General features: G+C 74.5%; 8 protein-coding genes. 7 read left to right on the forward strand and 1 reads right to left on the reverse strand.

The window, feature by feature from the left end; all coding sequences use genetic code 11:
* The first annotated feature begins 379 nt into the window (after window positions 1-379).
* From OG435_RS18420 to OG435_RS18440, 5 genes are all read left to right on the forward strand, one after another.
* Entirely contained in the window at window positions 380-4,531 is a 4,152-nt protein-coding gene (locus OG435_RS18420) for an FHA domain-containing protein (protein WP_266881846.1), read from the forward strand.
* Between the two features lie 359 nt (window positions 4,532-4,890).
* On the forward strand, window positions 4,891-6,279 hold the full coding sequence (locus OG435_RS18425; RefSeq protein ID WP_266878001.1) for an ABC transporter substrate-binding protein: 1,389 nt from the start codon (window positions 4,891-4,893) through the stop codon (window positions 6,277-6,279).
* A gap of 4 nt (window positions 6,280-6,283) precedes the next feature.
* Window positions 6,284-7,690, forward strand: coding sequence for a carbohydrate ABC transporter permease (locus tag OG435_RS18430; RefSeq protein WP_430625650.1), 1,407 nt, complete (start codon window positions 6,284-6,286; stop codon window positions 7,688-7,690).
* Window positions 7,687-8,592 carry a carbohydrate ABC transporter permease gene (locus tag OG435_RS18435; protein ID WP_266878003.1) on the forward strand — a complete coding sequence of 302 codons (906 nt, stop codon included), beginning with the start codon at window positions 7,687-7,689 and terminating at the stop codon, window positions 8,590-8,592. The genes OG435_RS18430 and OG435_RS18435 overlap by 4 nt, the downstream gene beginning before the upstream one ends.
* Window positions 8,593-8,746: 154 nt before the next feature.
* Window positions 8,747-10,996, forward strand: coding sequence for a bifunctional glycosyltransferase/CDP-glycerol:glycerophosphate glycerophosphotransferase (locus OG435_RS18440; RefSeq protein ID WP_266878005.1), 2,250 nt, complete (start codon window positions 8,747-8,749; stop codon window positions 10,994-10,996).
* Window positions 10,997-11,185: 189 nt separating this feature from the next.
* Here the strand turns inward: OG435_RS18440 and OG435_RS18445 are convergent, their stop codons facing one another.
* The gene (locus OG435_RS18445; RefSeq protein ID WP_266878007.1) at window positions 11,186-11,818 is read right to left on the reverse strand and encodes a TetR/AcrR family transcriptional regulator; all 633 of its coding nucleotides are present in this window, start codon (window positions 11,816-11,818) and stop codon (window positions 11,186-11,188) included.
* 156 nt (window positions 11,819-11,974) lie between these two features.
* Here OG435_RS18445 and OG435_RS18450 point away from each other — a divergent pair, with 156 nt between their 5' ends.
* Both OG435_RS18450 and OG435_RS18455 read left to right on the forward strand, forming a co-directional pair.
* Window positions 11,975-12,934 (forward strand): ABC transporter permease, encoded by a 960-nt coding sequence (locus OG435_RS18450; protein WP_430625651.1) that lies wholly within the window; start codon window positions 11,975-11,977, stop codon window positions 12,932-12,934.
* Window positions 12,927-13,739: an ABC transporter ATP-binding protein gene (locus tag OG435_RS18455; protein ID WP_266878009.1), complete on the forward strand. Its 813-nt coding sequence runs from the start codon at window positions 12,927-12,929 to the stop codon at window positions 13,737-13,739. Before OG435_RS18450 ends, OG435_RS18455 begins: the two co-directional genes overlap by 8 nt.
* Window positions 13,740-13,758 lie beyond the last annotated feature (19 nt).

Below are 13,758 nucleotides of genomic sequence, written 5' to 3' on the forward strand. Positions count from 1 at the left end.
AAGACGCGGGGTGAGGGAGGTTGGTTGCCGCACATATGCACGAAGGGTGATGTTTGCGGCGTATGCCGGGGGCGATTTTCCCTGCCATCCTGTCGATATCCGATCGGCGCGCTTGCAGGTCCGGTGCCGGTCCGCGACCGATCAAGATCACTTGGCGGTGGGCGGCGGGCGTGTCGAAGACGACAGGTGCGAGGATGCACCCGTACGGAACGGCCGGGACGGGAGCCCCGCCTTCCGGGCAGACCTGACCGGACGACGCGTCCGTGCCGGGTGGGGGCGGGCGGACGGGCAGCGCGTGCGAACGGCACGGGTGATCCGTCCCGCAGGTCCCTGCCGGGCGCACGCACCGCGCACCGCGCAGAAGGGACCGCTGACGGCGATGCAGATCCGGCTGACCGTCCTCGGGTCGGGGTCGCGCAGCGGCCACCAGACCGCCACCGCGACCGCCTCCGGCGGGGGTACCGGCGCAGGAGGCGCCCCTGCGAGCTGTGACGTGCTCGTCACCGCGCCCGCCGGAACCGCCCTGTCCGCGGTGGCCTCCGGGCTCGCGGCGACCGTCGGCGGCCCCGACACCGGTGGCACGGTCGTGCTGTACGCCGGTACGGAGCGGCTGGACCCCGCGCGGTGCGCGCTCGGCGAGCCGCCGCTCGTGGACGGGGCGGTGCTGTCGCTGAACGTGCCCGGCCCCGACGTCCGCACGGACGGGACCGCGGCCGCCCTCGGCGACGGGCCGCAGCTGCACGTCGTGGCCGGGCCGGACGCGGGCGGGGTGCACCTGCTGCACCCGGGGGCGATCCGGATCGGGCGCTCGGCCGACGCGGACGTCCCGCTGGACGATCCGGACGTCTCGCGCCTGCACTGCACCGTGACGGTGCTGCCCGACGGGCGGGTGGCGGTGGCCGACCTCGGGTCGACGAACGGTACGACGCTGGACGGCGCGGTGGTCGGCGCGGAGCGGGTGGCGCTGGCGCCCGGGGCGCTGCTGCGGGTCGGCGAGTCCACGCTCCGCCTGGCCGTGGGCCCGGCGACCTCCCCCCTCCCCCTCACCCCGGACCTGGAGGGCCACCTCTCCGTCTCCCTCCCGGGCCACCCCGACCCTACCCCCACCGACGACCCACCGGCCCCCGAGCCGGGATCACACCCCGAGGGCGGCACCCCCGGCGGAGCCTGGGCCGGCGCTACGCCCGGCACCCCGGCGGGATCACACCCCGACGGCGGCGGCTCCGGCGGAGCCTGGACCGGATCCACGCCCGGCACCCCGGCGGGGTCACGCCTCGACGGCGGCGGCTCAGGCGGAGCCTGGCCCAGCGCAACGGGCACCCCCGCGGGATCACCCGACGGCGGCACCTCGGGCGGAGCCTGGACCGGATCCACCCCCGGCACCCCGGCCGGATCGCACCCCGGTGCCGGAGCCTGGACCGGATCTACGCCCGGCACCGCGGCCGGGTCACGCCCCGACGGCGGTGGCTCCGGCGGAGCCTGGGCCGGAGGGGCGTACCCCGACGCGGGGGGCCGGGGAGCGCAGGGACAGATCCCCCACCCCGCCCCTTCCCGAAACGGGGGCTCCGCCCCCGACCCCGTCCGGCCCGGGTACGGAACTCCGGGCGCGCCCGGGGCCCACGGCAGCACCGGAACGGTCCCGGCCGCCCGTGGCGCCGAACAGCCCACCGGGGGCGGCCGGGGCCCGTCGAGCTCCGTTTCCCCGGACCCCTGGCCGTACGGCGAGGCCGGCCAGGACGGCGAAGCCGACCCGCACCGGGCCGGCCGGATCGCCAGGCCCGGATCCGGATCCGGATCCGCTTTCGCGTCCGAATCCGGTTCCAGGTCCGAGTCCGGTTCCAGGCCCAGGTCCGGGTCCGCATCCCATTCCGGCGCCTCAGGTGCCGGGCACCACCCGTTCCCAGACCGGCCCGACGCCGGGCAGTACTCCGGACCGGCACACCCCGGCCACAACGCCGGCGCAGCGCACCCCAGCGGCACGCCCGGCCGCAACACCGGGCCGGCACACCCCGGCGGCACGCCGGGACACAACGCCGGATCGGCACAGCCCGGCGCAACCCCCGCAGCGCCGTACCCGGCCGGGGCCGCAGGCCCGTACGCCGGAGCGGAGCACGGAGGCGGAGCCGGCGGAGGCTACGCCGGACAGCCGCACCCCGGCGGCACGCCCGGCCGGCACGCCGCAGCGGCACACCCCGGCAGCGCACCCGCCCGGCAGGGCGGACCGGCGCACCCCGGCGCAGCCCCCGGGCAGCACCCCGGAGCCGCAGGCCCCTACCCCGGAGCCGAGCACGGAGGCGGGGCCGCCGGGGCGCCGTACCCGGTCGGAGCCGTCGGCCACGACGGCCCCGCGCGGACCGGCGTCGAGCATCACGGTGCCGGCGGCTGGGAGGAACCCGGGGCGGGTCGGGAGGCCGAGCCCCGGCGTGCGGGGCGGCGCGGGATCGGGGCCTGGGCGCGGAAGTGGGTGCGCGGGGCGGAGGTCGCCGAGGTGGAGGTGGTCGCCGAGGCGGCGGCCGCCGTCACCGCGCGGCCCGGCTCCGACGATCCCGCGACCCTGCTGCTCACCGCCCTGGGGCCGGCCCCGCGGCTGTGGGCCGGCCCCGCCGGGCTGGACGTCACCCTCGGCGCGGGCAGCGAGGTCGCGCTCCGCGAGACCGGCGCGCTCGGCATCGCCGGACCCCGGGCCCGGCTGACCGGTGTGGCCCGCTCCGTCATCGCGCGGCTAGCGGCCCTGCACGCCCCCGGCCAGCGTCTGGAGATCGTGCTGGTCTCCACCGACCGGGCCCGCCCGCTCGCCGAACGCCGCCGCGACTGGGGCTGGCTCGGCTGGCTGCCCCACGTGCGCCCCGCGCACGGACAGGACTGCCGGCTGCTGCTCGCGTACGACCGCGATCAGGCGGCCGCCCGCGCCGGGGAGCTGACCCGGCGGCTCGACGACGGCCCCCTCGGCACCCACTGGGCCGCCGCGGGCGCGGACGCGGTGCGCGAGGCCTCGTACGCCTACCGGGGCCCGTACACCCTCCTGGTCCTCGACGGGGACCCCGGTCCCGGGGTGCTGCGGGACATCACCAGCCGGCTGACCTCGCACGGGCCGGCCGCCGGGATCCACGTGCTGGCCCTGGCCGAGGCGCCGGCCGCGACGCCCGCCTCGCCCGTCACCGAGACCTACGAGGCCGCCTGCGCGGCTGCCCCCGCCTTCCGGGACTGTTCGACCGCGGCCCTGCTCAGCGGTGATGTGGCCACGACCGTACGGACCTTCGCGGTCTCCGGCGGCAAACCGGCCGCGTCCGGCGGGACGGCCACGGCGGACGCCGTCTCGGCGGCCTGGGCGGAGCGGTTCGCCCGCGCCCTGGCCCCCCTGAAGGCCGACTCCCCCGTCGCGGAGGGCGGTTACCGGCCGGCCGCCGCCCATCTGCCCCAGACATCGCGGCTACTGGACGAGTTGGGGCTGGCCCGGGCCACCCCGGCTTCCCTGATGGCCCGTTGGGCCGCCGCCACCGACCAGGGGCAGCGCGTCGGCGGGCTCGCGGAGATAGTGCTCGGCACCGGCCGGCGCGGGCCGGTGGGCGCCGAACTGGTCACCGACGGGCCGCACCTGCTGATCGAGGGGCCCGCCGGCAGCGGCCGTACGGAACTGCTGCGTTCCGTGGCGGCCTCCCTGTCGGCCGCCGCCCGGCCCGACCGGCTCGGCCTGGTCCTGCTCGACGGGGCCGGCGGCGAGCGCGGCGACGGCCTGCTGCCCTGTACGGAGCTGCCGCACGTCTCGGCGCACCTGGTCGCCTCGGACCCGCTGCGGATGCGGGAGTTCGCGCAGGCGCTGGGCGCGGAGCTGAAGCGGCGGGCCGAGCTCCTGGACGGGGTGCCGTTCTCCGAGTGGCACGCCGTGCGCGAGGTCTCCGACCGGATGGTCTCCCCCCGCCCGCCGACCGCGGGCGAGCTGCGCGGCGATCTCGAACCCCAGCGTTCGGGCACCCTGCGGCTGCGTTCCTCGGCCACCCGGACCGATCCGGCGGCCGGGCCCAGCCCGCTGCCGCGCCTGGTCGTGCTCGTGGACGACTTCGACGCGCTGGTCGCACCGGGGCTGGGCAGCACGGGCCGGCCCGCCGCCGGTTCGGTGGTCCGCGCGCTGGAGGCGGTGGCCCGCGAGGGCGCCCGGCTCGGGGTGCACCTGGTGGCCACCAGCGCCCGTCCGGACCGGACGGCCGACACCGAGCTGGCCCGGCTCGCGACCCTGCGCGTGGAGCTCGACGCCCCCGACCAGCCGGGTCCCGGCCGGGGCGTGCTCCGGTACGCCGACGGGCGCTCGGTGCCGTTCCAGGGCGGCCGGGTCACCGGCCGGATCCCCCGGACGGCGACGCTGCGGCCGACGGTGGTGCCGGTGGAGTGGGAGCGGATGGGCGATCCGCCGGCCCGCCGCCCGGTCCGCGAGCTGGGCAACGGCCCGACCGACCTGGCGCTGCTGGCCAGCGCCCTGGACCGGGCCTCGCACCTGGTGTCGGCGGTCCCGGTGCTGTTCCCGCCGGCGCCCTGAACCGCGGGCCCCCGGCGCCCTGAACCGCGGGCCGGGCGGCGCCCGCCCAGCCTCCCGGCCTGACGCCCGAACGCCCCGGTCGGAGGCCCTGACGGGTCCTGCCCGAACGCCCCGGTCGGAGGCCCTGACGGGTCCTGCCCGGACGCCCGGGCGGGCCCTGGCCGGACACCCGCGCGGGTCCTGGCCGGACGCCCGGGCGGGCCCACCCGAGCAGGCCCTGCCCGCGGATCCCGGCAGGACCCCGACCTGCCCTCCGCACACCCCCTGCCCCGCGAGGCGCTATTGCGGGGGTGCGCGGGGCGGCGTAGACCTTGTGGCACGGGACACACCATCGCCAGCGAGGCATCGGGGGCACCGCCATGCGCAAGCAGGGAACGAGCCGCACGACACCGCGTACCACCCACGGCCGACGGCACACGTGGGCCGCTCTGGCCGTAGTGGGCGCGCTCGCGCTCAGCGCGTGCGGCAGCGACGGCAAGGAGCCCGCGAAGGGCCCGGACGGCCCCGACACCTCGGGCGGGCCCGCCGTCGCGTTACCGCGTCTCGACGGGGAGAAGCTGGAGGTCGCCGCCGTCTGGACGGGCGCGGAACAGGCCAACTTCGTCAAGGTGCTCAAGGAGTTCGAGCGGCGGACGGGTGCCACGGTCACCTTCGTCCCCGCGCAGGACCCGATCGTCACCTTCCTCGGCTCGAAGATCGCGGGCGGCGCCCCGCCGGACGTGGCGCTGCTGCCGCAGGTCGGGGCGCTGGTCTCGGCGGTGAAGAACAAGTGGGCGCAGCCGGTCGGCGCCGAGGCGCAGGCCCAGCTCGACAAGAACTACTCGAACGGCTGGAAGACGCTGGGCGCGGTCGGCGGCACCCAGTACGGCGTGTACTACAAGGCCGCCAACAAGTCGCTGATCTGGTACAACGCCAAGGCCTTCGAGGCGGCGGGCGTAACGCCCCCGAAGACCTGGAAGGAGCTGCTCACCGCGGCCGACACGCTGTCCGCGTCCGGCACCCCGGCGGTCTCGGTCGCCGGGGCCGACGGCTGGACCCTGACCGACTGGTTCGAGAACGTCTACCTCTCGCAGGCGGGCCCGGAGAAGTACGACCAGCTGGCGAAGCACGAGATCAAGTGGACGGACGACAGCGTCAAGCAGGCGCTGACCTCCCTCGCCGAGCTGTTCGGCCGCAAGGACTTCCTGGCGGGCGGCCAGAGCGGGGCGCTGGCGACCGAGTTCCCGAAGTCGGTGACGCAGACCTTCACCGGCGGGGACCGGCCGGCGGCCGCGATGGTCTACGAGGGCGACTTCGTGGCGGTGAACATCGCGCAGACCGAGGCGAAGGTGGGCACGGACGCGCTGGTCTTCCCCTTCCCGGCGGTCGGCGCCAAGGCCCCGGTGGTCTCGGGCGGGGACGTGGCGGTCGCGCTGAAGGCCTCGAAGGGCGCGCAGGCGCTGCTGACGTTCCTCGCCTCGCCGGACTCGGCGCGGATCCAGGCCCGTGAGGGCGGGTTCCTCTCCCCGAACAAGGCGCTGGAGCCGGCCGCGTACCCGAACGACATCCAGCGCGGCATCGCCGAGGCACTGATCGCGGCGGGCGACGGCTTCCGCTTCGACATGTCGGACCAGGCTCCGGCGGCCTTCGGCGGGACCCCCGGCGCGGGCGAGTGGAAGGCGCTCCAGGACTTCCTGGCGAACCCGGCCGACGTGGCGGGGACGCAGGCGAGGCTGGAGGCGGACGCGGCCAAGGCCTACGGGAACTGATCCGGTGACCCCGGCAGCCTCCCCCGCGGGACCCCCGGCGGCCTCACCCGCGGGATCCGCGGCAACCTCCCCCGCCACGGCCCCGGTTCCGGGCCCCGCCACCGCCCCCCGCTCCCCGAAGCGCAAGGAGGCCCGGCGCCGCCGCCTGACGGCAGCGGCGTTCCTCCTCCCCTCCCTCGTCCTGCTCGGCGCGCTCGTCGTGCACCCCATCGGGTACTCGCTGTACCGCAGCTTCTTCGACCGCTCCGGCGAGGAGTTCGTGGGCGCCGGCAACTACGGGGAGATCCTGCGCGACGACACGATCCGCACCGCGCTGGGGAACACGGCGATCTGGGTGGTGCTGGCCCCGGTCAGCGCCACCGCGCTCGGTCTGCTCTTCGCCGTGCTGACCGAACGGGTGCGCTGGGGAACGGCCTTCAAGCTGATCGTCTTCATGCCGATGGCCATTTCGATGCTCGCGGCGGGCATCATCTTCCGGCTGGTCTACGACGCCGACCCCGACCGGGGCGTCGCCAACGCCGTCTGGGTCGGCGTGCACGACACCTTCGCCGAGTCCTCCGCCTTCCCCAAGGCCCGCCCCGGCCGGGATTCGCCGCTGGTCCCGGCCGACGGGGGCGCGTACGTGACCCGCGATCCGGTACGGGCGGGCGTGCCGGCGGCCCTCCCGCTGGTCGGGATCGCCCCGGAGACGCTGCCCAAGGGCACGGCCACGGCCAAGGCGGCCGCCCCCGGGGCCGGGAGGGTCACCGGCACCGCCTGGCAGGACTTCACCCGGGGCGGGGGCGGTACGACGAACACGGTCGACCCCACCGAGTCCGCCCTGTCGGGGCTGCGGGTCGAGGCCGTCAAGGACGGCCGGTTGGTCGACTCGGCGAGGACCCGGGCCGACGGCACCTTCACGCTGTCCGCCGCGGCCGACGGCGCACTGCTGCGGCTGCCCGCCTCGAACTTTCGGGAGGCCTACGCGGGCGTCGAGTGGCTCGGCCCGACCCTGGTGACCCCGGCGGTGATCGGGGCCTACGTGTGGATGTGGGCCGGTTTCGCGATGGTGCTGATCGGGGCCGGGCTGGCCGCCGTACCGCGCGAGCTGCTGGAGGCGGCGCGGGTGGACGGGGCGAGCGAGTGGCAGGTGCTGCGGCGGATCACGGTGCCGCTGCTGGCGCCCGTCCTGGCCGTCGTGCTGGTGACCCTCGTCATCAACGTCATGAAGGTCTTCGACCTGGTCTTCGTGATCGCGCCGGGGGCGGTGCAGGACGACGCCAACGTGCTGGCGCTCCAGCTGTACCGGACCTCCTTCGGCACGGACGCCGATCCGGGGCTGGGCAGCGCCATCGCGGTGCTGCTGCTGGTGCTGGTGGCTCCGGTCATGGCCTACAACATCCGCCGGATGCGCCGGGAGGCCCGCCGATGAGCACACCGCCGCGCACGCAGCCCCGTAAGCCGTCCCTCGCCCCGCCCGGCATCCCGGCGGCAGCGCGGTCCCTGGCCGCCCGGGCGGCCGGCGGGGCGCTGCGCGTGTTCCTGATCCTCGCGGGCCTGTTCTGGCTGCTGCCCACGCTCGGGCTGCTGGTCTCCTCCTTCCTCTCCCCCACCTCGCTGAACGACGGCGGCTGGTGGCAGGCGCTGACGGCGCCCTCCCGCCTCACGGGCGACAACTACGAGCGGCTGCTCGCCAACGACACCGTCACCGGCTCGCTGATCGACACGGCGGTCATCGCCGTCCCGGCGACCCTGCTCGTCCTGGCACTGGGGTCGTTCGCCGGATACGCCTTCGCCTGGCTGGAGTTCCCCGGCCGCGACTGGCTGTTCCTGCTCGTGGTCGCGCTGCTCGTCGTACCCGTCCAGGTGGCGCTGATCCCGGTCTCCGAACTCTTCGGCTCCATAGGCCTGTTCGAGACCACGGCGGGCGTGGTCCTCTTCCACACCGCCTTCGGGCTGCCGTTCGCCGTGTTCCTGCTGCGCAACTTCTTCGCGGAGATCCCGCGCGAGCTGCTGGAGGCCGCCCGCCTCGACGGGGCGGGCGAGCTGCGGCTGTTCGCGCGGGTGGTGCTGCCGCTGGGCGGTCCGGCGATCGCCTCGCTCGGCATCTTCCAGTTCCTGTGGGTGTGGAACGACATGCTGGTCGCCCTGGTCTTCGCGGACTCCGCGCACCCGCCCGTCACGGTCGCGCTCCAGCAGCAGGTACGGCAGTTCGGGAACAACATCGACGTACTGGCGCCCGGCGCCTTCCTGTCGATGGTGGTGCCGCTCGTCGTCTTCTTCGCCTTCCAGCGGCAGTTCGTCTCGGGGGTGATGGCCGGAGCGATCAAGTAGAGCGATCAAGTGGAGCGATCGAGCAGAGCGGTGTGGATCACGGCATTGACGTGCGCGGTTGACGCTCCGTAACCCGAATGCCGCACCCTGCGTAACCCGATCACCACGCCGGGGGTTCCTGGGCCATATGTCCGCGCCGACCCCTGGATGTGCCGTGCCCCGGTTCAGCGTCATCGTGCCCGCGTACAAGGTCCAGGCGTACCTCCAGGAGAGTCTGGACTCGGTCTTGACCCAGTCGTACCCGGATCTCGAACTGATCGCGGTCGACGACGCCTCCCCGGACGCCTGCGGTTCGATCATCGACGACTACGCGGCCCGCGACCCCCGGGTCACCGCCGTCCACCTGGCGCACAACCTGGGCCTGGGACCGGCCCGCAACGCGGGCCTCTCCCGGGCCACCGGCGACTACGTCCTCTTCCTCGACGGCGACGACACCCTGGCCCCCGGCGCCCTCCAGGCCATCACCGACCGGCTGAAGGCCACCGGCTCCCCGGACGTCCTCGTCTACGACTACGCGCGCACTTACTGGACCGGCGAGCTGGTCCGCAACAGCCAGTCCCACCGCCTCTCCGAGGAGGGCCCGGCCAGTTTCCGCCTCGCCGACCGCCCCGCCCTCCTCGGCATGCTGATGGTCGTGTGGAACAAGGCCTACCGCCGCGAGTACGTGGAGCGCGAGAGCCTCTCCTTCCCGCCCGGCTTCTACGAGGACACGCCCTGGACCTATCCGGCGCTCCTGGCGGCGGAGTCGGTCGCCGTCCTGGACCGGGTCTGCGTGCACTACCGCCAGCGCCGCACGGGCTCGATCCTGACCACCTCCACCCGACGCCACCTGGACGTCTTCGACCAGTACGACCGCGTCTTCGGCTACCTCGCCACCCGCCCCGAGCTGGAGCGCTGGCGGCCCGCCGTGCACCGGCGGATGGCCGAGCACTTCTGCGCCCTGTACGCGGATCCGCGCCGGCTCCCGCGCGCCGCCCGGGCCGAGTTCTTCGCCCGGGCCTCGGCCCTGCTGCGCCGCTACCGGGTGCCGGGCCCCCGGCCGCTGTCCCTGAGCCGCACGGACCGCACCCGCCACCTCCTGATGCGCCTCGGCACGCGGCGCGCGTACCGCGTGCTGTCCGTGCTCCGCTCGGCCTCGCTCGCGGCGGGCCGGGCCGGGCGCACCCTGGGCCGGGGCCTCGGCGAAACCGCCCTGCGCCTGCACTACCGCGCGCAGCGCCTGCTCCCGCTCCGGCCGGAGCTGGCGGTCTTCTCCGCGTACTGGCACGGCGGTTACGCCTGCAACCCGGCGGCGATCGAGGCCAAGCTGCGCGAACTCGCCCCGCGCATGCGGACGGCATGGATCTGCGACCCCGCGCACGCCTCGACCCTGCCCCGCGGCACGACCCCGCTCCGCCCGGGTTCGGCGGCGTACTGGACGGCCCTGGCCCGCGCCACCTACCTCGTCACGAACGTCAACTTCGACCGTGCGCTGGTCAAGCGCCCCGGCCAGATCCTGGTCCAGACGCAGCACGGCACCCCGCTCAAGCGGGTCGGCCTCGACCTCCAGGACCGCCCGGCGGCCACCCCCACGACGGACTTCGCGGGCCTGCTCTGCGGCGCGGACCAGTGGGACTACCTGCTCTCCTCGAACCGCCACTCCACGCTCGTCTGGGAAAAGGCGGTCCCCTCCTCGTACACCACGCTCGAATACGGCTACCCCCGCAACGACGTGTTCCACCGGGCCACCCAGGCCGACGTCCTGGAACTGCGCGAACGCCTCGGGATCCCGCCGGGCTCCACGGCGATCCTGTACGCGCCGACCCACCGCGACTACCGCCGAAGCCGCCCGGCCCACCCGGACTTCGACCGCATCCTGCGCGACCTGGGCCCGCGCTACACGATCCTGACCCGCACCCACCTCACGTACGCGGGCTCGCCCGCGCCCGACCCCCACCCGCGCCTCCTCGACGTCTCCTCGCACCCCTCCGTCGAGGAACTCTGCCTGGCCTCAGACGCGTTGGTGACGGACTACTCGTCCCTGATGTTCGACTACGCGGCCCTGGACCGCCCGATCGTCATCCACGCGGACGACTGGGAGGCGTACGAGGCCTCCCGCGGCACGTACTTCGACCTGCGGGCCTTCCCCCCGGGGGCGATCGCCCGCACCGAGGACGAGCTGGTGGACATCTTCTCGACGGGCCACTGGCAGGGCTCCCGCTCCGCCCAGCTCCGCGCGTCCTTCCGGACCCGGTTTTGCACGCACGACGACGGCCAGGCGGCGGAACGCGTGGTCCGCCGCGTCTTCCTGAGCCAGCCGACCACCCCCATCACCCCCCTGGAAGACCGCCGCCCCACCCCGGCAGCCCCCTCAGCCACCCCGGAACCCACCCTGGCCCACCTGACCACGAGCCGCTGGCCGTAACCGATCAAGCCGTCCGGCGTTTGATCTTTTCAGCCGTCCGGCGTTTGAGGACCGGGGTCTGGGGCGGAGACCCAGGGGGTCCGGGCAGAGCCCGGGGAACGGTGGAAGGGCGGGTAGGGGAACTCCGCCCCGCGCAGCGGCACACCCGCAGCCGGCGCGAGGAGGGACGGCCGCGCGCAGCGCAAGCCCTCAGGCGGCCGGCCCGGCCGTGAGCCCGGCGACGACCGACCGCGCGAGGTCGTCCAGGTATCCCCCCGGGACGGCGTCCCGCACGACCACCTGCCGCCAGTACAGCGGCCCGATCGCCAGATCGAGCGCCCTCCCCGCATCCACCCCCACCGGCAGCTCGCCCCGCGAGACCGCCTCGGAGATGATCCCCTCCGCCATCCGCCGCTGCCCCTCCAGCAGCGCCCCCCGCACCGCGTCCGCGATCTCGGGGTTCCGCGCCGCCTCCACCAGCAGGTCGGGGATGACCGCCGAGGCCACCGGATGCCGCAGCACGTGCGACATCACCTCCAGCAGGGCCCGTACGTCCCCGTAGAGCGACCCCGTCGACGGCACCGGCAGGCCGTCCGTGGCGAAGGCGCCCACCAGGTCGAGCACCAGGTGCAGCTTCGACTTCCACCGCCGGTACACGGCCGTCTTCCCGACGCCCGCCCGCCGCGCGATGCCCTCGATCGACATCCGCGCGAACCCCACCGTCGCCAGCTCCTCGACGACCGCCGTCCGGATCGCCTCGGTCACGTCCTCACGCAGGACGGCGGCCCCCGCGGGGGCTCTACGGGCGGCGGGGGCGGCAGGGGAAGCGGGCTCAGGCGTCATAAGCAGAGCATAACCCGCGACGACGATACGGTTGCGTTTCGACGCCGCACGACCTAACCTCACCGTAGCGACGATACGGACCCGTCCCATCGTCAGCCAACGCCGGGAGGTGCCCCCGGCGAGCCGACGTCCCGACCCCCGTCGAAAGCGACCCTCGTGACAGTGACCACCGCGCCACCGCCCGTTCCCTCGCACCGCAAGGGCCGGACCACGGGCAAGGGCAGGGAAAACAACAGGGCCCAGTCCCCGGACCTCATCGCCGAGCTGGCGGCGGCCCACGACCTGACCCTCAGCGGAGCCCGCCCCACCCTCCCCCGCTACATCGCGCAGCTCTGGGGCCGGCGCCACTTCGTGACCGCGTACGCCACCGCCCGGATGCACGCCCAGTACAGCCAGGCGAGCCTCGGCCAGGTCTGGCACCTGATGACCCCGCTGCTCAACGCGGCCGTCTACTACTTCATCTTCGGCGTCGTGATGCACGCCCAGAAGGCCGTACCGGACTACATCGCGTTCCTGATCACGGGCGTCTTCGTCTGGGACTTCATCGGTAGCTGCTTCAACGCCTCCACCCGCGCCGTACAGTCCAACCTCGGCCTGGTCCGCGCCCTGCACTTCCCGCGCGCCTCGCTGCCGCTGTCCACGGTCGTCCAGCTCTTCCAGCAGCTCCTGATCACCATGGGCGCGCTGGTCATCCTGCTGCTCATCTACGGCCAGACCCCCGACCTGAGCTGGCTGCTCGCCGCGCCCACCCTCGTCCTCATGGCCGCCTTCTGCGCCGGCTGCGCCATGTTCATGGCGCGGATCGGCGCGAAGAGCCCCGACATCAGCCAGCTGATGCCGTTCATCCTGCGGACCTGGATGTACGGGTCGGGCGTCATGTGGTCGATCGACGCGATGCTGAAGACGGACCACCTGCCGTCCTGGGTCTCGATGGCCCTCAAGCTCAATCCCGCCGCCGTCTTCATCGACCTGATGCGCTTCGCGCTCATCGACTCGTACAAGGCGAGCCAGCTCCCGCCGCACGTCTGGCTGGTCGCCCTGGGCTGGGCCCTGCTCGCTGGCGTCGGCGGGTTCGTTTTCTTCTGGAAGGCAGAGGAGGAGTACGGCCGTGGCTGACACCGCAACCGCATCCGCACGCACCACCACACCCGCACCCGAGACCCGGACCCCGACGGTCATCGCCGACGACGTCCACGTGATCTACAAGGTGCAGGGCTCGGGCGGCCGCAAGGGCGGCGCGACCGCGGCCCTGAGCCGGATCTTCTCCCGCAAGCCCGCCCCCGGCATCCGCGAGGTGCACGCCGTCAAGGGCGTCAGCTTCACCGCGTACAAGGGCGAGGCCATCGGCCTGATCGGCACCAACGGCTCGGGCAAGTCCACCCTGCTGGCCGCCATCGCCGGCCTCCAGCCGGTCGCCCGCGGCCGGATCTTCTCGCACGGCCAGCCGTCTCTGCTCGGCGTGAACGCCGCCCTGATGAACGACCTGACCGGCGAACGCAACGTGGTCCTCGGCGGCCTCGCCATGGGGATGACCAAGCAGCAGGTCCGCGAGCGCTACCAGGAGATCGTCGACTTCTCCGGCATCAACGAGAAGGGCGACTTCATCTCCCTGCCCATGCGCACCTACTCCTCCGGCATGGGCGCCCGGCTGCGCTTCTCCATCGCCGCCGCCAAGGACCACGACGTCCTGATGATCGACGAGGCCCTGGCCACCGGCGACGCCGCCTTCCAGCGCCGCAGCCAGGCCCGCATCGAAGAGCTCCGCGAACACGCCGGCACCGTCTTCCTCGTCAGCCACGGCATCGGCACGGTCCGGGAGACCTGCGACCGCGCGATCTGGCTCGAATCGGGCGTCCTACGCATGGACGGCCCCTCGGAAGAGGTCTGCGACGCGTACGAGGAGTTCACCAGGAAGCGCTGAAGAACGGGCCGGGCCCGGA

The sequence above is a fragment of the Streptomyces sp. NBC_01264 genome, assembly GCF_026340675.1.
GTDB lineage: Bacteria > Actinomycetota > Actinomycetes > Streptomycetales > Streptomycetaceae > Streptomyces.

Excerpts from the sequence above, each read along its gene's own strand:
- OG435_RS18420 (WP_266881846.1), top strand. The coding sequence starts at position 380 with ATGCAGATCCGGCTGACCGTCCTCGGGTCGGGGTCGCGCAGCGGCCAC.
- OG435_RS18425 (WP_266878001.1), top strand. The coding sequence starts at position 4,891 with ATGCGCAAGCAGGGAACGAGCCGCACGACACCGCGTACCACCCACGGC.
- OG435_RS18435 (WP_266878003.1), top strand. The coding sequence starts at position 7,687 with ATGAGCACACCGCCGCGCACGCAGCCCCGTAAGCCGTCCCTCGCCCCG.
- OG435_RS18445 (WP_266878007.1), bottom strand. The coding sequence starts at position 11,818 with ATGACGCCTGAGCCCGCTTCCCCTGCCGCCCCCGCCGCCCGTAGAGCC.